Source organism: Tenacibaculum aquaeponti (assembly GCF_057221555.1).
In genome coordinates this window covers 1,538,847-1,559,320 of sequence record NZ_CM170147.1, presented here as the reverse complement: position 1 = coordinate 1,559,320, position 20,474 = coordinate 1,538,847, and the positions used below count along the sequence as shown (strand labels likewise).

At 31.6% G+C, this 20,474-nt stretch carries 19 protein-coding genes; 16 read left to right on the top strand and 3 right to left on the bottom strand.

The annotated features are described in order from the left end of the window. Window position 1 precedes the first annotated feature (1 nt). The 13 genes from AC2TEO_RS06785 (at window position 2) to AC2TEO_RS06725 (ending at window position 15,428) form a co-directional block, all read left to right on the top strand. Window positions 2-325 carry an FtsL-like putative cell division protein gene (locus tag AC2TEO_RS06785; RefSeq protein WP_442267375.1) on the top strand — a complete coding sequence of 108 codons (324 nt, stop codon included), beginning with the start codon at window positions 2-4 and terminating at the stop codon, window positions 323-325. A gap of 65 nt (window positions 326-390) precedes the next feature. Next, window positions 391-2,352, top strand: a complete 1,962-nt coding sequence (locus tag AC2TEO_RS06780) for a PASTA domain-containing penicillin-binding protein (protein ID WP_442267751.1) — start codon at window positions 391-393, stop codon at window positions 2,350-2,352. Beyond that, entirely contained in the window at window positions 2,353-3,819 is a 1,467-nt protein-coding gene (locus AC2TEO_RS06775; RefSeq protein WP_442267374.1) for a UDP-N-acetylmuramoyl-L-alanyl-D-glutamate--2,6-diaminopimelate ligase, read from the top strand. Between the two features lie 3 nt (window positions 3,820-3,822). Continuing rightward, window positions 3,823-5,049 (top strand): phospho-N-acetylmuramoyl-pentapeptide-transferase, encoded by a 1,227-nt coding sequence (mraY, locus tag AC2TEO_RS06770; protein WP_442267373.1) that lies wholly within the window; start codon window positions 3,823-3,825, stop codon window positions 5,047-5,049. Continuing rightward, window positions 5,049-6,383, top strand: a complete 1,335-nt coding sequence (gene murD, locus AC2TEO_RS06765) for a UDP-N-acetylmuramoyl-L-alanine--D-glutamate ligase (protein ID WP_442267372.1) — start codon at window positions 5,049-5,051, stop codon at window positions 6,381-6,383. The genes mraY and murD overlap by 1 nt, the downstream gene beginning before the upstream one ends. Window positions 6,384-6,387: 4 nt before the next feature. Then, window positions 6,388-7,578 carry an FtsW/RodA/SpoVE family cell cycle protein gene (locus AC2TEO_RS06760; RefSeq protein WP_442267371.1) on the top strand — a complete coding sequence of 397 codons (1,191 nt, stop codon included), beginning with the start codon at window positions 6,388-6,390 and terminating at the stop codon, window positions 7,576-7,578. A 12-nt stretch (window positions 7,579-7,590) separates the two neighbouring features. Further along, window positions 7,591-8,679: an undecaprenyldiphospho-muramoylpentapeptide beta-N-acetylglucosaminyltransferase gene (gene murG, locus AC2TEO_RS06755; protein ID WP_442267370.1), complete on the top strand. Its 1,089-nt coding sequence runs from the start codon at window positions 7,591-7,593 to the stop codon at window positions 8,677-8,679. After that, the gene (murC, locus tag AC2TEO_RS06750; protein WP_442267369.1) at window positions 8,679-10,025 is read left to right on the top strand and encodes a UDP-N-acetylmuramate--L-alanine ligase; all 1,347 of its coding nucleotides are present in this window, start codon (window positions 8,679-8,681) and stop codon (window positions 10,023-10,025) included. The genes murG and murC overlap by 1 nt, the downstream gene beginning before the upstream one ends. Beyond that, on the top strand, window positions 10,025-10,768 hold the full coding sequence (locus tag AC2TEO_RS06745) for a cell division protein FtsQ/DivIB (RefSeq protein WP_442267368.1): 744 nt from the start codon (window positions 10,025-10,027) through the stop codon (window positions 10,766-10,768). Before murC ends, AC2TEO_RS06745 begins: the two co-directional genes overlap by 1 nt. Continuing rightward, window positions 10,755-12,101: a cell division protein FtsA gene (gene ftsA / locus AC2TEO_RS06740; protein WP_442267367.1), complete on the top strand. Its 1,347-nt coding sequence runs from the start codon at window positions 10,755-10,757 to the stop codon at window positions 12,099-12,101. The genes AC2TEO_RS06745 and ftsA overlap by 14 nt, the downstream gene beginning before the upstream one ends. Before the next feature lie 49 nt (window positions 12,102-12,150). Beyond that, entirely contained in the window at window positions 12,151-14,010 is a 1,860-nt protein-coding gene (ftsZ, locus tag AC2TEO_RS06735; RefSeq protein WP_442267366.1) for a cell division protein FtsZ, read from the top strand. A gap of 77 nt (window positions 14,011-14,087) precedes the next feature. Further along, window positions 14,088-14,534 carry a GatB/YqeY domain-containing protein gene (locus AC2TEO_RS06730; protein WP_442267365.1) on the top strand — a complete coding sequence of 149 codons (447 nt, stop codon included), beginning with the start codon at window positions 14,088-14,090 and terminating at the stop codon, window positions 14,532-14,534. Window positions 14,535-14,618: 84 nt separating this feature from the next. Further along, the gene (locus AC2TEO_RS06725; protein ID WP_442267364.1) at window positions 14,619-15,428 is read left to right on the top strand and encodes a zinc-dependent peptidase; all 810 of its coding nucleotides are present in this window, start codon (window positions 14,619-14,621) and stop codon (window positions 15,426-15,428) included. A 36-nt stretch (window positions 15,429-15,464) separates the two neighbouring features. On the opposite strand, the gene AC2TEO_RS06720 is transcribed toward AC2TEO_RS06725, so the two are convergent. From AC2TEO_RS06720 to AC2TEO_RS06710, 3 genes are all read right to left on the bottom strand, one after another. Further along, on the bottom strand, window positions 15,465-16,706 hold the full coding sequence (locus tag AC2TEO_RS06720) for an N-acetylmuramoyl-L-alanine amidase (RefSeq protein WP_442267363.1): 1,242 nt from the start codon (window positions 16,704-16,706) through the stop codon (window positions 15,465-15,467). A 194-nt stretch (window positions 16,707-16,900) separates the two neighbouring features. Beyond that, window positions 16,901-17,557 (bottom strand): ribulose-phosphate 3-epimerase, encoded by a 657-nt coding sequence (gene rpe / locus AC2TEO_RS06715; protein ID WP_442267362.1) that lies wholly within the window; start codon window positions 17,555-17,557, stop codon window positions 16,901-16,903. A 105-nt stretch (window positions 17,558-17,662) separates the two neighbouring features. Beyond that, window positions 17,663-18,526, bottom strand: a complete 864-nt coding sequence (locus AC2TEO_RS06710) for a sigma-70 family RNA polymerase sigma factor (RefSeq protein ID WP_075341103.1) — start codon at window positions 18,524-18,526, stop codon at window positions 17,663-17,665. Between the two features lie 210 nt (window positions 18,527-18,736). On the opposite strand from AC2TEO_RS06710, the gene AC2TEO_RS06705 reads away from it, so the two are divergent. The 3 genes from AC2TEO_RS06705 (at window position 18,737) to AC2TEO_RS06695 (ending at window position 20,439) form a co-directional block, all read left to right on the top strand. After that, window positions 18,737-19,309 (top strand): RNA polymerase sigma factor, encoded by a 573-nt coding sequence (locus tag AC2TEO_RS06705; protein WP_442267361.1) that lies wholly within the window; start codon window positions 18,737-18,739, stop codon window positions 19,307-19,309. An 87-nt stretch (window positions 19,310-19,396) separates the two neighbouring features. Next, window positions 19,397-19,552, top strand: a complete 156-nt coding sequence (locus tag AC2TEO_RS06700) for a hypothetical protein (protein ID WP_484730885.1) — start codon at window positions 19,397-19,399, stop codon at window positions 19,550-19,552. Window positions 19,553-19,575: 23 nt separating this feature from the next. Continuing rightward, window positions 19,576-20,439 (top strand): mechanosensitive ion channel family protein, encoded by an 864-nt coding sequence (locus tag AC2TEO_RS06695; protein WP_442267359.1) that lies wholly within the window; start codon window positions 19,576-19,578, stop codon window positions 20,437-20,439. The last annotated feature ends 35 nt before the right edge of the window (window positions 20,440-20,474 follow it).

Below are 20,474 nucleotides of genomic sequence, written 5' to 3'. Positions count from 1 at the left end.
TATGGCAGAAAGTTCAGGTGGGATATATGATGTGTTACGTGGTAGTTTTTTGACTGATGATTCAGCGGCGAAAAATTGGAAGATTATCATATTTATTGTAGGGCTTTTGTTGGTAATGATATGGAGTGCGCATTCGATAGATGAAAAGGTGGTGAAGATAGCGGAGTTAAATAAGAAGAAAAGGGAGCTTCGGGCGGAATATGTAGATACAAGTAAAATTCTAATGAGAATGAAGTTGGAGAGTGCAATTAGAAAAAAGGTGATTCCTGCAGGTTTAGAGCCTGCGCAAGAGCCACCGCAGAAGATTAAGGTAATAGTAAAGTAAAATATTAAGATTTGTCAGTAGTTAAAAAAAGCATATTAAACAAGTTGTACGTGGTTGCGGTGTTGATGTCGCTTTTTTTGTTGGTTATAGGGGGTAAGGTTTTTGAACTTCAATATGTGAAGGGTGAGCGTTACAAAAAGATGGCGATAGAGAAGAATATTAAAAATGATACTATTGCTGCTAATAGAGGTAATGTTTATGCTTCGGATGGAAATCTTTTAGCGACTTCAGTGTCTAGTTATACAGTTCGAATGGATCCTGTTTCGGTCAGGAAAGGGGATTTCGAAAAGTATATTGCTGCTTTAACTCAAGAACTTTCTAAAATGTTAGGCAAAACTCCTCAGTATTATGAGAAGAAAATCCGTGATGCTAGAAATAGAAAAAATAAATATTTATTGATAGCAAGGGGTTTAGGTTATAATGATTATGCTAAAATGAGGGGTTTTCCAATGTTTAGATTGGGGGTTTATCGTGGTGGTTTTATAGCGGAACAAAAAACGGTGAGGGAACATCCTATTGGTAAGATAGCGGAACGTACAATTGGTTATAATGATCATAGAGGTGGTGCGGGAATAGAAGGTGCGTTTTCTGAATATATGAAAGGAGAGGATGGATGGAGAGTGAAGCAGAAAATAGCTAAGGGACAATGGAAGCCGTTAAGAGATATTAATGAAAAAGAGCCAGAAGATGGTAAGGATGTGATTACTACGATTGATGTTAATATTCAGGATATAACGCATTATGCTTTGTTGAAGCAGTTAGAGTATTTTGAAGCAGATCATGGTTGTGCTGTTGTAATGGAAACTGCAACTGGAGAGATAAAAGCAATATCAAACCTAGGAAGGACTTCTAGTGGGAAGTATTATGAAAGAAGGAATTATGCGGTTTGGGAAAGTCATGAGCCTGGTTCAACTTTTAAGTTGGCGAGTTTAATGGCGGCTTTAGAGGATAATGTTGTAGATACTGCTGATGTTATAGATACCGAAAAAGGAAGGATTTATATAAATAATAGAAAAGTTGAGGATAGTAATTGGGAAGGTTACGGGAAAATTTCTTTAGCTAGAGTTTTTGAAGTTTCTTCAAATGTTGGTATTGTAAAAGCTATTCAGAAAAACTACGACCATAATCCAAATAAATTTATTAAACGAATTAAGCAATTTGGTTTAGATCAGAAGACGGGTGTGCGAATAGTTGGTGAGGGGAAGCCAATAATTCCGTTGCCAAAAACAGATCGTTGGAATCCGATTGCCTTAGAGTGGATGGCTTGGGGTTATGGTGTTTCTTTGACACCTTTGCAAGTATTAATGTTTTATAATGGCGTGGCGAATAATGGAGAGTTGGTTAAGCCAAGGTTTGTTAAGGAGTTGAAAGTTGGTGGAGAAACTGTAGAGGAATTTGGTAAAATTGTCTTAAAGAAAAGAATTGCAAAACAATCTACTATAAATAAGGTGAAGAAGATTATGGAGAATGTAGTTAAAAAAGGGACTGCAGAAGAGATTTATTCTCCAAATTTTTCAATGGCAGGTAAAACAGGTACGGCAAAAAAATGGATTCCGAGAAAAAAGAATAAAGAAGGGAAATATGAAGGTGGTTATTATTCGAATAAAAAATATGTTGCTTCTTTTGCTGGTTTCTTTCCTGTAGATAAACCTAAATATTCTTGTATAGTTGTTGTGCATGAGCCCGATCCTTTAAAAGGTTATTATGGGGCTAAAGTTGCAGCGCCTGTTTTTAAAGAAATAGCACATAAAATTTATACGTCAACACCTTCAAGTGTGCAAAAGGTAACGGATTCTGTTGTGACGGCTTCTATAAGTAAAGATTACAATAAGTATTATGATGTTATAAACAGGTATAAAACAATTATGCCTAAAGTAGTAGGGATGTCGGCTATGGATGCGATTTCAATTTTAGAAAATATGGGTTTAAAAGTAAATGTTTCTGGAGTTGGAAAAGTAAAAGAACAGTCGATAAACAAGGGAGTAAAAGTTCGAAAAGGAGCAACAGTATATTTAAAACTATCATAATTGAAAATAGTTAAAGACATATTATATAAAGTAGGAGTGAATTCAGTATTTGGAGACACAAATATTGAAATCTCTAATGTGGTTTTTGATAGTAGGAAGGTTGTTGAAAACGATTTATTTGTGGCGCAGCGTGGAGTAAATGTTGATGGTCATAAATTTATAGACAAGGCAATTAATTTAGGTGCAAAAGTTATTGTTTGTGAGGTTTTACCGGAAAATAAAAAAGAGGGAGTTGTTTATGTTGAGGTTGATGACGCAAACAAGGCGTTGGCAAACATTGCGGCAAATTATTATGATAATCCTTCAGGTAAAATTAAATTAATAGGAGTTACAGGAACTAATGGAAAAACCACAGTTACAACGCTGTTGTATCAGTTGTTTAAAAAGTTAGGGTATTGTGCAGGATTGCTTTCTACGGTTAAGATAATGGTAGATGAGGTGGCGTATAAAGCTACACACACAACTCCAGATTCATTAACGATTAACAAATATTTGTCGGAAATGGTGAATCAAGGTGTTGAGTTCTGTTTTATGGAAGTGAGTTCACATGGGATTCATCAGCAGAGAATAGAAGGATTAACTTTTGAGGGAGCTGTGTTTACAAATTTATCTCACGATCATTTAGATTATCATAATTCGTTTGCGGAATACAGAGATGTGAAAAAATCTTTTTTTGACGGTTTGTCTAAAAACGCTTTCGCGCTAACAAATATAGATGACAAGAATGGTAATGTCATGCTTCAGAATACTAAGGCAAGTAAGAAGTCGTATGCGCTTAAAACACTAGCTGATTTTAAGGCGAAGATTTTAGAGAAAAGTTTTTCTGGTTCACTAGTTACTATTAATGGAATTGAAGTTTGGTCAAAACTTATAGGTGATTTTAATACATATAATCTTCTGGCAATTTATGGAGTTAGTGAGTTGTTAGGTTTAGATAAAATAGAGGTTTTACGAGCGATTAGTGAGCTTCAAAGTGTGAGTGGTCGATTTGAATATATCGTATCTAACGATAAAATCACGGCGATAGTAGATTATGCGCATACGCCTGATGCTTTAAAAAATGTCTTAGAAACGATTAATAATATAAGAACGGGTAATGAGCAAGTAATTACTGTTGTGGGTTGTGGTGGAGACAGAGATAAAACAAAGCGCCCTAAAATGGCAAACATTGCTTCTTTATTGAGTAGTCAAGCGATTTTTACTTCAGATAATCCTAGAACAGAAGATCCTCAGGTGATTATAGATGAAATGGAAGTGGGGGTAACTCCAGAAAATTATAGAAAAACAATAGCTATTGTAGATAGAAAGCAAGCGATAAAAACCGCTTGTAAGTTAGCGCAGTCAGGAGATATAATCTTGATCGCAGGAAAAGGACATGAAAATTATCAAGAAGTGAATGGTGAGCGTCATCATTTCGATGATTTGGAAGAAGTGAAACAATGTTTTAATCAACTAAAAAATATATAAAGAATGTTGTATTACCTATTTGAGTATTTAGAAAGTGAATTCAATCTAACGGGAGCAAGTGTGTTTCAATTTATCACATTTCGTTCGGCTGCAGCATTTATATTGTCATTGTTGATTTCTACAATTTTTGGTAAAAGAATTATCAATTTCTTGAGAAGACAGCAGGTTGGTGAAAGTATTAGAGATTTAGGTTTAGATGGGCAAATGCAAAAAAGCGGAACGCCTACAATGGGTGGTGTAATCATCATTATGGCGACGTTAATTCCAGTATTATTGTTAGCTAAGCTTGAAAATATTTATATAATCATTTTACTCATAACAACTGTTTGGATGGGATTCATTGGATTTGCTGATGATTATATAAAAGTCTTCAAAAAAGACAAAGCTGGATTGAAAGGAGTTTTCAAGGTTGTTGGTCAAGTTGGATTAGGACTTATTGTCGGAGCGATTTTATACTTCAATGATGATGTAACTATAAAAGAACAATTGCCACAAGAGCAACAAATAGTTATGGAGAATGGTAAGAAGAAAGTTTTTAGTGATGCACATAAGTCAACTAAAACAACTGTTCCATTCTTAAAAGATAACGAATTAGACTATGCGAAAGCTTTAAGTTTTTTGGGTGAAGGTTATGAAAAATACGCATGGTTAATTTTTATTCCAATTGTTGTTTTTATTGTAACAGGTGTGTCTAACGGAGCAAATTTAACAGATGGTATAGATGGTTTAGCTGCAGGTTCTTCTGCAATTATGGTCGTTACTTTAGCTGTTTTCACATGGGTTTCAGGAAATATAATTTTTGCTGATTATCTAGATGTAATGTATATACCAAATTCTGGTGAAATGACGGTTTTTGTTGCTGCTTTTGCTGGGGCGCTAATAGGTTTTTTATGGTATAATACTTATCCAGCTCAGGTTTTTATGGGTGATACTGGGAGTTTAACAATTGGTGGAATCATAGCGGTGATAGCAATTGCAATTCGTAAAGAACTATTGTTGCCAGTTTTAGCAGGGATTTTTGTTGCTGAAAATCTATCAGTGATTTTACAGGTTTCATATTTCAAATACACGAAGAAAAAATATGGTGAAGGAAGACGAATTTTTAAAATGTCGCCTTTACATCATCACTACCAAAAGTTAAACTATCACGAAAGTAAAATTGTAACTCGATTTTGGATTGTTGGGATTTTACTAGCTGTGTTTACAATAGTAACATTGAAATTAAGATAATGAAAAGATTGGTTGTCTTAGGAGGAGGGGAAAGTGGCGTAGGAACGGCTATTCTAGGGAAGAAAAAAGGTTTTGATGTTTTTGTTTCAGATAAAGGAACAATAGCAAAGAAATATAAAGAAGTTCTTGAATATAATGAGATAGATTTTGAGGAAAATCAGCATACAGAGAGTAAAATTTTTAATGCTGATGTGGTTATGAAAAGTCCTGGTATTCCAGATAAAGTGGCTCTAATTCAAGAGTTATTATCAAAAGGAATTAAAGTGATTTCAGAGATAGAATTTGCAGTAAAATATACAGATGCAACTATAGTTGGAATTACAGGTTCAAATGGAAAAACAACCACAACAATGTTAACGCATCATATTTTAAAAAATGGTGGTTTAAATGTTGGAATGGGAGGAAATATCGGAGACAGTTTTGCAAAGCAAGTTGCAGAGCAAAATTATGAGAATTACGTGTTAGAGTTAAGTAGTTTTCAATTGGATGGAATCGATTCATTCCGTTGTCATATTGCAATGATTACTAACATTACTCCAGATCATCTCGATAGATATGAATATGATTTTAATAAATATATAGCTTCAAAGTTCAGAATAGCAATGAATCAAACGAAAGATGATTTTTTGATTTATGATTCTGATGACGAAGTAATAGTGAATTGGTTGGATAAACATCCTGTTCAATCAAAATTAGTTCCATTTTCAATCACCAAAGAATTGAAATATGGAGCATTTATTAAGGGTGATACAATAATAATTAGAATAAACGAAGAAGAATTTATAATGGATAAATCTTATTTAACGATACAAGGAAAGCACAATACCAAAAACGCAATGGCATCTATGTTGGCATCTAAATTATTACAAGTGCGTAATAATAGGGTTTCAGAAAGTATGTCAAGTTTTGAAGGGGCTGAGCATCGTTTGGAAAAAGTAGTTAAAATTGAAGGAGTTACTTATGTTAATGATAGTAAAGCAACAAATGTAAATGCAACATTTTATGCTCTAGAATGTATGGATGCTCCAACAGTTTGGATTGTAGGAGGTGTAGATAAAGGAAATGATTATACAGACTTATTACCTTTAGTTAGAGAAAAGGTAAAAGGGATTGTGTGTTTAGGTCTAGATAATCACAAGATTATTGAGACATTTCAAAATGTTGTGGATATTATTGTGGAAACAGCGGGAGCTCAAGAAGCAGTAAAAGTGGCTCATAAAATAGCGCAAAAAGGTGATACAGTTTTATTATCTCCAGCATGTGCAAGTTTCGATTTGTTCGAAAATTATGAAGATAGAGGTCGTCAATTTAAAAGTGCAGTAAGAAGTTTGTAAAATATTGAAAACAATATTTAAACATATAAAAGGAGATAGAGCCATTTGGGCTATAGTTGCAGTTTTAGCAATTCTTTCTTTCATGCCTGTATATAGTGCAAGTACAAACTTGGTGTATGTGGTTGGTAATGGATCAACAACAGGACATTTAATTAAACACATTGTACTGCTGCTTATGGGGTTTGGTATTTTATACGGAGTTCATAAAATTCCGTATCGATATTTTAGTGGAGGTTCTGTATTGATGTTACCTATAGTTTTGCTCTTGTTAATAGTTACAATAGCTCAAGGAACAACAATTGGTGGCGCAAATGCAAGTAGGTGGATTCAAATTCCTTTTGTAGGAGTTGGTTTTCAAACTTCAACTCTTGCAGGTCTTGTGGTGTTAGTTTATGTTGCACGTTATTTAGCAAAGAATAAGGAAAAGAAGATTGTTTTTAAAGAAAGTTTATTGCAGTTGTGGTTGCCAATAGGTTTAATATTAATGTTAATATTACCTGCAAACTTTTCTACTACAGCTATTATATTTTCAATGGTAATTATGCTAACTTTTATTGGGGGATATCCAATAAAATATATAGCAAATATTTTAGGGATTGGTGTTGTAGCATTAGGGCTCTTTATTTTGGTGATAAAAGCTTTTCCAGAAGCCATGCCAAACCGACTAGCAACTTGGGAAAGTAGAATTGATGGTTTTTTTAATTCAGAAAATCAACCTGAAAATTATCAAGTTGAAAAAGCTAAAATAGCCATTGCAACAGGAGGTCCTTTTGGGAAAGGAGCTGGTAAAAGTGTGCAGAAAAATTTCTTACCACAGTCTTCTTCGGATTTTATTTATGCAATTATTGTCGAAGAATATGGAATGATGGGAGCATTATTGGTCATTTTTATGTATTTCTTGCTGTTATTCAGGATAATAATAGCTGCAAAAAAAGCGACAACAATTTTTGCAACTTTATTGGTAATTGGCGTAGGTTTGCCGATCATTTTTCAGGCCATTATTAATATGGCTGTAGCAGTAAATTTATTTCCAGTTACTGGGCAAACTTTACCACTAATTAGTAGTGGAGGAACTTCAATTTGGATGACTTGTTTTGCTCTAGGAATGGTCTTAAGTGTTAGTGCTTCGAAGAATGATACAGAAGAATCAATTTTAGATGATAATCCGTTAGATATTTTACATGAAACCATATAAATTTAAGTGACAATGGAAAAATCAATAAATGTAATAATAAGTGGAGGTGGAACAGGAGGTCATATCTATCCTGCAATTGCCATAGCTAACGAAATAAAGTTACGCTATCCAACTGCGCATATTCTATTTATTGGTGCCAAAGGTAAAATGGAAATGGAAAAAGTACCCAAAGCTGGTTATGAAATTAAAGGGTTGTGGATTTCGGGTATTCAAAGAAAATTAACATTACAAAACTTAATGTTTCCATTAAAGCTAATAAGTAGTTTATGGAACGCAAGTAAAATTATAAGAAAATTTAAACCAGATGTTGCAATCGGAACAGGCGGTTTTGCAAGCGGGCCAGCTTTAATGATGGCAAATAGAAAAGGAATTCCTACTGTGATTCAAGAGCAAAATTCTTATCCAGGAATTACCAATAAATTATTAAGTAAAAAAGCAAAAAAAATTTGTGTTGCTTACGATAATTTAGAGCGATTCTTTCCGTTAGATAAAATCGTGAAAACGGGTAATCCTGTACGACAAGATTTGTTGTTGATACATACAAAAAGGGAAGAAGCACAAGAGTTTTTTGGTTTAAATACGGCTAAAAAAACAATCTTAGTTATTGGAGGGAGTTTAGGTGCAAGAAGAATTAATCAATTAATAGCTACTGAACTTGATTTCTTTAAAAAGCAAGAAGTACAAGTAATCTGGCAGTGCGGAAAACTGTATTACGAAGAGTACAAAGAGTACGGAAATGATAGTGTTCAGATTCATCAGTTTTTAAATCGAATGGATTTAGCTTATGCAGCAGCTGATTTTGTAATATCTAGAGCAGGAGCAAGTTCAGTATCTGAATTGTGTATTGTTGGAAAACCTGTATTGTTTATTCCTTCACCAAATGTGGCAGAAGATCATCAAACTAAAAATGCAAAGTCTATTGTAGATAAGCATGGGGCAATAATGTTGCGTGAGAGTGAATTACATACTTTTCCCGTAGTTTTTGAAACATTACTTAGAGATAAAGGCAAGCAAGAAAGTTTAAGTGAAAATATAAAAGAGTTAGCATTACCAAATGCTACAAATCATATAGTAAACGAAATCGAAAGATTAATAAATTAGTGAATTTAAAAGATATACATATTATCTATTTTATAGGAATTGGAGGTATTGGAATGAGTGCCTTGGCTCGCTATTTTCATGCAAATGGAAAACAAGTTGCAGGCTATGATAAAACTCCTTCTCCTATTACTGAGGATTTACAATCTTTAGGAATAGAAATTCATTTTGAAGATGATATCAATCTAATTCCAAAAGAAGTTTTTGTAAAAGAAAATTCACTTGTGGTTTACACACCTGCTATTCCAAAAATACATACAGAGTTGAATTATTTTAAAGATAATGACTTCGAAGTATTGAAAAGAGCAGAGATTTTAGGTAGAATTACGAATGATACTTATTGTTTAGCGGTAGCAGGAACTCATGGGAAAACCACAACTTCTTCAATACTTGGTCATATCATGCAACCTGAAGAAGCTACAGCTTTTTTAGGAGGAATTGCTGAGAATTATAGTTCAAATTTAATTCTAGGAAAAGATAAAATTTCTGTTGTTGAGGCAGATGAGTTTGATCGTTCTTTTTTACACTTATCTCCAAATATTGCGTGTATTACATCTATGGACGCAGATCATTTAGATATATATGGAGAATATCAGGCACTTTTAGATTCTTTTAAAGCATTTTCTAATAAAGTTTCTGAGCAGTTAATCGTTGCAAAAGGATTACCTATTGAAGGTTTAACATATGCTATTGAAGAGGATGCTGATTATGTTGCTTCTAATTTAAGAATAGTAAATGGAGTGTACGTTTTTGATGTTAAAACTCCTAAAAATAATATAAATGATATTGAGTTTTCTTTACCAGGAAGACACAATATTATGAATGCTCTTGCAGCATTAGCTTTAGCTGATGTTTATGGAGTGAGTTTAGATAAAATTAAAGAACAATTAGCTAGTTTTTCTGGAGTACAGCGTCGTTTTGCTTATAAAGTAAGATCAGAAAATTTAGTGCTAATTGATGATTATGCGCATCATCCAACTGAGATCAATGCAGTAGAAAGTGCAGTTCGAGAAATGTATCCAAGTGAAGAAGTTTTAGTGGTTTTTCAGCCGCATTTATTCACTAGAACAAGAGATTTTGTAGATGATTTTGCATTATCGTTATCTAAATTCGATCAAGTCATGTTGCTAGATATTTATCCAGCAAGAGAATTACCAATTGAAGGTGTTACTTCAAAATGGTTATTAGATAAAATTACAGCTGAAAAAAAACAGTTGTTGTCTAAAGAAGAGATGATTAAGCAAATTAAACTGACTAATGCTAAAGTGATAGTAATGTTAGGAGCAGGTGATATTGGTTTAATGGTAAATGAAGTAAAAGATGAGTTAATAAAGGAATACAATTTGTAGTGATTAAAAAAGTAACAAAATATTTTGTATTCATAGGTTTAGTAGCAGGTTTACTAGTCCTGTATAGTTTTACAAAAAAGCGAAATCAACAAAAAGTTGTTGACGCAATTGTTGTAGAATTTAACGAAGGATCTAATCCTTTTTTAACTCACGAGTCGGTTAATAAATTGTTAATACAAAGTCAAGTGACAGTTAAAAACCAACCCAAAAGTATATTAGATTTACATCATCTAGAAAATAGGGTAGCGTCAAATCCATATGTAGAAAAAGCGAGAGTTTTTATAACGCTTGGGGGAGTGTTAAAAACTCATATCACACAAAAAGAGCCTATCGCTAGAGTTATTTCTGATGGCGAGATTTATTATATTGATAAAGAAGGGGTTAAAATTCCGTTGTCGTCAAATTTTTCAGCTCGTGTACCTGTAATAAATGGGAGTAATCTATCTGGTATGTTAGAAGAAATAACGCAGTTAGTACTGTTTATTTCCAAGGATGAATTTCTTCACAAAGAAGTCACAGGAATTCAAGTATTAAACACAAATGAATATAATTTTACAGTCAGAAGTGGAAATTATAGAGTAGAGTTTGGTAAATATGAAGATGTAAATTTGAAATTTAAAAAATTGAAAGCTTTTTATAACAAAGCAATCAAAGATAAAACAATAAATAAGTATAAAACTATAAACCTTAAGTATCACAACCAAGTGGTATGTACAAAAGAAAATCAAGATGGAGAACAATAAAATCGCAGTTGGTTTAGATATTGGTACAACCAAGATTGTTGCCATGATTGGTCGTAAGAACGAATATGATAAAATTGAAGTTCTTGGCATTGGTAAAGCAAAAAGCTTGGGAGTGAAAAGAGGAGTGGTAAATAATATTACACAAACAATTCAGTCGATACAGCAAGCTGTAGATGAAGCAGAAAGTGTGTCAGGACAAAGAATTGATAATGTAGTAGTAGGAATTGCAGGTCAACATATCAGAAGTTTACATCATAGTGATTATATCACCAGAGATAATGCAGATGAAGTTATAAAAGATGAAGATATAGATAATTTAGTTAACCAAGTACATAAATTGGTGATGTTGCCTGGAGAAGAGATTATTCATGTTTTGCCACAAGAATTTAAAGTAGATAGTCAGCCAGATATAAAAGAGCCAATAGGAATGTATGGAGGAAGGCTTGAAGCTAATTTTCACGTTGTTGTAGGACAAGTTTCTTCTATTAGAAATATTGGAAGATGTGTGAAAAGTGCAGGTTTAAACTTATCTGATATCACGTTAGAGCCTTTAGCTTCGGCTTCTGCAGTTTTAAGTCAAGAAGAGAAAGAAGCAGGAGTTGCTTTAATTGATATAGGAGGTGGTACAACAGATTTAGCCATTTTTAAAGATGGGATTATTCGTCATACTGCTGTTATTCCTTTTGGAGGAAATGTAATTACAGAAGATATTAAAGAAGGATGTTCAATAATTGAAAAGCAAGCAGAATTATTAAAAATAAAGTTTGGTTCAGCTTGGCCAGGAGAAAATAAAGAAACTGAAATTGTTTCTATTCCTGGTTTAAGAGGAAGAGAACCTAAAGAAATTACTTTAAAGAATCTTTCAAAAATAATTCACGCTAGAGTTCAAGAAATTATAGAACATGTGTATTTAGAAATTAAAAATTACGGACACGAAACTCAAAAAGGAAAACTAATTGCTGGGATTGTTTTAACAGGTGGCGGATCACAATTAAAACATTTAAGACAATTAGTAGAATATATTACAGGAATGGATACTCGTATTGGATATCCAAATGAACATTTAGCTGGAGGAAGTGATGATGTTTTGTCAAGTCCTTCTTATGCAACAGCTGTTGGATTATTAATGGAAGGTTTAGATAAGTATAATAAAGAGGAACCAGTAGTAGTTGTAAATGAAGAAGAGCCTGAAGTAATTAATGATGAGGGAAATTTGTCTGAACAAGAACCAGAAATTGTTCAACGAGAAGAACTTAAACAAAAAACTAAAGGAAAATCGTTTTTAGAAAAATTTACAGAACGATTTAAAGAGTTTTTAGATAACGCAGAGTAAGGAAAGATAAAGAATATATAGGGATTAATTAACAAAAAGAAGAGTTATTATGAGCGCAGAATTTGATAACATTTCATTTGATATGCCAAAAACACAATCGAATACGATTAAAGTGATTGGTGTAGGTGGGGGAGGAAGCAATGCTGTAAATCACATGTACAGTGAGCAAATTCACGGAGTAGATTTCGTAATTTGTAATACAGATGCACAAGCATTGGAAAACAGTCCAATACCAAATAAAATTCAACTAGGAGCACATTTAACTTCTGGTTTAGGAGCTGGTGCTAACCCAGAAATTGGAGCACAAGCAGCAGCAGAAAGTATACAAGAAATTCAGCAGATGTTAAACACTCAAACAAAAATGGTGTTTATTACTGCTGGTATGGGTGGAGGTACTGGTACTGGTGCTGCACCAATTATAGCAAAAATTGCTAAAGATATGGATATATTAACGGTTGGTATCGTTACTATGCCATTTCAGTTTGAAGGTAGAATGCGCTCAAAGCAAGCTCAAAAAGGAATCGATGAGCTTCGTAAAAATGTAGATTCATTAATAGTAATTAATAATAATAAACTTCGAGAAGTTTACGGAAATTTAGGGTTTAAATCAGGTTTCTCAAAAGCAGACGAAGTATTAGCAACTGCTGCTAAAGGGATAGCAGAAGTAATTACACATCACTATAAACAAAATATCGATTTACATGATGCTAAAACAGTATTAGCGAATAGTGGTACAGCAATAATGGGATCTGCAAAAGAATCAGGAACAAATAGAGCTAAAAATGCGATTGTTAAGGCGTTAGATTCGCCATTATTAAATGATAATAAAATTACAGGAGCTAAAAATGTATTGTTATTAATCGTTTCTGGTACTAATGAAGTTACTTTAGATGAAATTGGAGAAATCAATGATTATATCCAAACAGAAGCAGGTTACGATGCTAACATTATTATGGGAATAGGAGAAGACGAGAGTATAGAAGAAGGTATTTCTGTTACTGTGGTAGCTACAGGATTTGCTCAAGACCAACAAAATACCATTAATAATACAGAAACAAAAAAGATTGTTCATACTTTAGAAGATGAACAGAAAGCCACTTATGAGTTTGATAACAGATCAGTGGTTAAATCTACTCCAATAGATGAGCCTATTGCCTCAACAAATCAAAAAGTAGTTCATGTTTTAGATTTAGAAGATAAAGAAGAACCAAAAAATCAATTAATTCAAACAACAGAAACTATTAATAGTATAGATGTTACTTTTGAGGAGGTGAGTTATAATGCTATCGCAGAAGAAGAGTTTGTAATTACAAATATGACACAAACTCATGTTGAAGAAAAAATAGAAGAAGCGCCAATTCAACAAAATTTATTGTTTGATTTACCATTAAATTCATATGAAGAAGTTAAACCGACTTCAACAATAAAAAATGACTTAATTGAAACTACAAATTCAATTAGGAATATTGAAGTTGAATTTGAGGAAGTTAAACCTAGAATTGAAAAACGTTTTGTATTAGAAGATTTTGATATAAAACCAACTATAGGTAAAAGTTCTACACCTGCTATTGAAGTTGAGGAAGAAGAAGCTTTAAGATTTGAAGTAAGAACTAAGACTGAAAAAGAAGTTGTTGAAGATGATAGTGATGCTTCTCCTTTAAGTTTAACAATTTCTGAGTTACAAAAAAGAGCTCAAGAAAGAAGAGATAAGATGAAAGGTTTTAATTATAAGTTCTCTGACAAAGTGAATAAAAATATTGACGAAATTGAAAAACAACCTGCATATAAAAGGTTAGGAGTAGATTTAGATGTTAATACTAAGATTAGTGAAAAGAAAACACCTTTAAATACAAATAACGATGAATTTTTACGTTCTAATAATTCATTTCTACATGATAATGTAGATTAGTATCTGTAAAATAACAACTAAAAAAAATCCTGAGAAATCAGGATTTTTTTATTATTATATTTGAAAAAAGAAAACTCATGAGTGTACAACAAGAAGTAATGAACAAAATGAAAGAAGCTATGAAATCTAAAGATACTGTAGCTTTAACTGCTTTAAGAGCTTTAAAATCGGCTTTTATGTTAGCTAATACAGAAGCTGGAGCTGGAGAATTATCAGAAGAACAAGAATTAAAAATTATTCAGAAGCAAGTAAAGCAAAGAAAAGATAGTGCAGAAGTTTTTATTAGTCAAAACAGACAAGATTTAGCGGATCCTGAATTAGCAGAAGCTAAAGTTTTAGAGCAATTTTTACCTGAAGCTTTAAGTGAAGATGAAATTGTAAAAGTAGTTGTAGAAGTAATAGTACAAGTAGGAGCAGAAGGAATGAAAGATATGGGGAAAGTAATGGGAGTAGTTTCTAAAAAATTAGCTGGTAAAGCTGATGGAAAAACGATTTCTACAATTGTAAAGCAAAAATTAGCTTAATCAAATAAAGACTTGGATTTCTTTTCAAACGATTTTAAATATCCGTTTTTAAAAATAAATTTTATTGATATCACAATACCATAAATGAAATCATTTTACATTTTAAAGCTAACCTTTTATTTGGTTAGCTTTCTTGCTTTTTTATTAAATGTAGTTGAACGTGTTTTTGTTTTTTTGTTTAATAAACCTGTTCTAATTCATACTTATTTAGTAAAAAAGAAATTACCAAAGCATAAGAAAGAATTTTTAGAATCAAGTGTTCTTTTTTATCAGAAATTAAACGACAAGCAAAAGGTGTATTTTGAGCATAGATTGGTGAGATTCTTCAGAAACTATGATTTTATAGAAAGAGATGGTTTTAAAATGACATCTGAAGCTAAAATTTTAATGGCTTCTTCTTATATAAAATTAACCTTTGGAATGAGAAAGTATTTAACATCAACATTCAATAAAATTATAGTTTATCCTACTTCGTATTATTCTTTAATTACAAAACAATACCATAAAGGAGAATTTAATCCAGGATTAAAATTGATTATATTTTCTTGGGAAGACTTTTTACTTGGGGAAATGGTATTAAATGATAATTTAAACCTAGGAATTCATGAGTTTACACATGCTTTAACTTTTCACGGGAAACAATCAAAAGATGTTAGCGCAAGGATTTTTTATAGAACATACTTAGAAATTGTCAAGTTTATGAGAAATCCAGATAATTCAACAGAAGTTATCGAATCAGGATATTTTAGAGATTATGCAAATACAAATGCATTAGAATTTGTTTCTGTAATTATGGAACATTTTTTTGAAACTCCTGAAGATCTAAAACAGAAGTTTCCTAAATTATATTTTAAAATAGAGCGTATGCTGAATTATAAAAAAGTGATGTTTTAAAACATCACTTCTAGTCTAAATAATTCTTTTAATGACTTAATGTGTTTTATTTAAGTTGTTTATAGCTCCAATGATTGTAGTTGAAATTTTATTCTGACCTTTTTCAGTAGTTAATAAATCATAATCTTTTTTATTCGTTAAATACCCTAATTCAATTAACATTCCTGGACATTCAATATGTTTTAATAAATGAGAGTTCATGTTTTGAATTGTATTTACCTTTAGTTTTTTAGAAATACTTTTCACAAATTTTTCAGTAATAGTAGTAGATTCTTTCTTTAATTTATTTTTGTTATTCGTAAAGAAATTAAAGCCATTCATATCTTCTAATCCACTACTCGCAATATGTAATGAAATAACATAATCAGGTTTTAATGCATTTATAAACTCGACTCTTTTATTTAATGTGATAAATTCATCTGAAGATCGTGTTAAAAAGATTTCGATATCTTCATTTCCTTTTGAAAGTGTTTTTATTTTATTAGCAATTTGAAGTGTGATTTCTTTCTCTTGAAAACCTTTAGAGAAACTACCATCATCTCTTCCACCATGACCGACATCTAAAACTATAGTTTTTCTTAGACTTCCCGTTCCGAAAGGAGAAGAAGAGTTAATGTCATAATCGCGATAGAAACCATATTTTCTACTGCCGTTTAAATAATTTGTGAAAAAATAACCATTAAATCCATCATTACAATCTACAAAACAACCAATAGCTTGGAGTTTATTGTTTTTATCAAATTCTATTTTTTTATATTCAACAGTAATTCCTTTGTCTAGTAAATCTTTTTTTATTTGAGTTAAATCCTCAAAAGTTAAATCGTTAGTAAAGGCAATTTTTACTGGTGTTATTAATTCACTTTCACTAGTTATTTTTAGTTTGCGTTCGAACTGCTTTGAACTTTGAGCATTGCTTTTATAAGTAAATAGAAATATAGAAGTGGCAATAAGAAAGCAAAAACTACTAAGGATAGATACTTTTTTCATTGTATTTGTTTTTAAATTGAATAAATCTTTTACAAATCCAATAGAAGTTAGAAAGTTGTTTTTAGTTTTTTCTTCTGTATAAGTATCCGGATCATCATATACTTTAAAAAAATCAAAACCTAGTGCTTCAGAAATTTGTTTGATAGTATATGCTCTTGGAGTCACTGTTCCTGATTCTATTCTTTGAATAGTGCGTAATGAGATATTACATAAGTTAGCAACTTCAGTTTGCGTTAAACCTCTAGAGGTTCTTACTTCAATTAATTTTTCTCTGAAACTTGTTTTTTTCATTCCATTGAATTTTCTACAAGATTAAATTCATTTGAAAACAACTCAAAGTTTTTGCGTTGTATTTTGTGCGACATTCATATGTCACTTTGTTGTAATTATTTGTTAGTTAGTGTTTTGTTGAAAATGAAAAACACATAATTAATAATTGATATTCAACTATTAATTATGTGTTTTAAATATAATTATAAAAGAAGTTAGTTACAAATTCCTTTTAAATCTGTTATTGTATTTGTTGGATTTTCACTTTTAAAAACAAAACTTCCTGCAACTAAAACATCTGCGCCAGCTTCTGTTAGTTGTTTTGCATTTTTACTTGTAACTCCACCATCAATTTCAATTAAAGTGTTAGCATTAGTTTCAACAATTAATTGTTTTAATTGCTTTACTTTTTTGTAAGTGTTTTCAATAAAAGATTGCCCGCCAAACCCAGGATTTACACTCATAATACAAACTAAATCTAAATCTGTAATGATATCTTCTAAAACAGTAATTGGAGTGTGAGGATTTAAAGCAACACCTGCTTTCATTCCATTTGCTTTGATTGCCTGAATTGTTCTATGTAAATGAGTACAAGCTTCATAGTGTACAGTTAAAACATCAGCGCCTAAATCGGCAAAAGTTTTGATGTATCTATCAGGATCAACAATCATTAAATGTACATCGATTGTTTTTTTAGCATGAGAAGCAATTGCTTTTAAAACTGGCATTCCAAAAGAAATATTTGGAACAAATACACCATCCATAATATCTATATGAAACCAATCTGCTTTACTTTCGTTTACCATCTCTATATCACGTTGCAGATTTCCAAAATCTGCAGCTAGAATAGAAGGAGCTATTAATTTATTCATTTTGTTGTGTTGTGTTTGTAATTGGCTGCAAAAGTAGGTAATAAAAAAGAAAACTCTCTTTAAATAAGAGAGTTTTCGATATATATGTAGTCAGTTTATTACTAATTACCCTAAGTACGTCATAAGAATTTTACTTCTAGAAGTGTGTTTTAATCTTCTAATAGCTTTCTCTTTAATTTGACGAACACGTTCTCTTGTTAAATCGAAAGTTTCTCCAATTTCTTCAAGAGTCATCGGTTGGTGCTCACCTAAACCAAAATATAATCTAACAACATCAGCTTCACGTGGAGTTAATGTTTCTAAAGCTCTATTGATTTCTATGCGTAAAGATTCATGTAATAATGTTTTGTCTGGATTTGGTGATTCACCAGAGTTTAATACATCATATAAGTTAGAATCCTCACCTTCAATTAAAGGAGCATCCATAGAAACATGACGGCCAGAATTCTTCATAGATTCTTTAACGTCACTTACGGTCATATCTAATTTCTTTGCAATCTCTTCAGCACTTGGAGGTCTTTCATTCTCTTGCTCAAGGAAAGCATACATTTTATTGATCTTGTTTATAGAACCAATTTTGTTAAGCGGTAAACGAACAATACGCGATTGTTCTGCTAAAGCTTGTAAAATTGATTGACGAATCCACCATACTGCATAAGAAATGAATTTAAAACCTCTTGTTTCATCAAATCGCTTAGCGGCTTTAATTAAACCTAAGTTTCCTTCATTAATTAAATCAGGTAAAGTTAATCCTTGGTTTTGGTATTGTTTAGCAACCGACACCACAAAACGTAAGTTTGCTTTAGTTAATTTTTCTAAAGCTCTTTGGTCACCAGCTTTAATACGCTGCGCTAACTCTACTTCTTCATCAGCAGTAATTAAATCTACCTTACCAATTTCTTGTAAGTATTTATCTAAAGACGCAGTTTCTCTGTTGGTTACCTGTTTTGTAATTTTAAGTTGTCTCATACACGTTTAATTTTACTTTATCTATTCGTTCCATATACTTATACGCATGATTTCAAATAAATGTTACAAAAAGTTTATTTTTTTTTCGAAAAAAGTTTTCAATTGAATTTGAAGTGTTAATTTTATATTTGAATTGATTAAAATGTGACCTTACTTTCTTTTTTGTGTCTCAACATAATAGACCCAAACTTTTAGTAAGAAATAAAACTATTGAAGACTAACAACGTTAATAAATTAAGCGACGAAGAGCTCGTAAAAAAAATCGTAGAGAAAAACGATACGCACTTGTTTGCTATCTTGTATGATCGATATGCAGGATTAGTATACAATAAGTGTTACGGTTTCTCTAAGAGTAAAGAAGAGGCTCAAGATTTAACACATGATGTGTTTGTTCGCTTGTTTGTTAAATTGAGAAGTTTCAAAGGACGATCTAAATTTTCAACATGGTTATATTCTTTTACTTATAATTTCTGTGTGAATTATGTACAAAGGAATACAGCCAAGAAGAATGAAAAAGTAACTGTAGTAACAGATGTAATAAAAGATGAAGATGCTGATGTAGATGAAATTGATGATGCATCTTTATTTGAACTAAAATCTGATAAGCTAGCGAAAGCTCTAGAAATCATAGATGTTTCTGATAAAATGATTTTATTAATGAAATATCAAGACGATATGAGTATTAAAGATATTCAATTGGCCTTAGATTTAGGAGCAAGCGCAGTAAAAATGCGATTAAAGCGTGCAAAGGAAAAAGTAATTAAAGCGTATAACGATTTATAATAATTAATGGATAATCCGTTTAAGAAAATATTGACCCATGAAGAGTTGCCTGAGGTACTTAAAAAGAAAGTACTGAATGATGTAGCTATGATAAAGCTGTCTATAGATATGGCGGATTTATTCGTGGTGAAATATCCTAGCGCTATCGGAGATTTATTATCAGGTGGAGGAGTAGATGAAGTTGCAGAAAATAAGAAGGAAAAGAAAAAAACAAAAGAAGACAACCAAAACGATAAAGAATAAATACACTAACTAAAACTAAAGTTATGCAAGAACAAGTTGAAGATGTAATTACTGAGGAAGTAACGAAAAAAGCTGAAGCAGGTATAGATTTATTAAAACCTTTTCAAGATATTTTTGAAGATTTAGTACAATCTTTGCCTAAAGTAGCAGGCTTTATTGGCTATGTGATTTTTGTATGGATTTTTATTAAAATCTTCTTGTATGTTATAAGAAAAATTCTTGCTAAAACTAACATAGATCAATGGTCTGAAAAATTAAGTGAAACAAAAATATTTGGAGACAGTACAATAAATATTGTTTTAACTAATGTAATATTAGGTGTTTTAAAATGGTTTTTGATACTTGTCTTTATAATGGCAGGAGCCAGTATTTTTGGTTTAGATGGTGTGTCTAGAGGGATTGCTAGTTTCTTCTCGTATTTACCAAACTTAATAACTGCTCTAGCTATTTTTGCTGCGGGTGCTTATTTAGGGACTATGGTAAAGAAAGCTATCCAGGGAATGTTTAAATCTCTTGAGATTAGTGGAGGAAATTTAGTAGGAAATATCGCTTTTTATCTAATTGTAGTGTTTCTTTCTATAACGGCTTTAGATCAGGCTGGCGTAGATACTTCAGTAATAAAAAGTAACTTAACCTTGGTGATTGGTTCTGTACTATTAGCATTTACAATTGCTTTTGGTTTAGGGGCAAGAGATGCTGTTAGTAGATTACTGTTCGGATATTACACAAGAAGAAATATAGCAATTGGATCTTCAGTTAAAGTTGGAGATGTAGAAGGGGTTGTAATAGCAATAGATAATATTTGCGCTACTATTACTACAGAAGCTGGTAATGTAATTTTACCAATTAAAGAAATAGTTGATAATAAAATAATTATTAAGAAATAATTATTTTTTAAACAATTTTAAATATATTTGCTAAG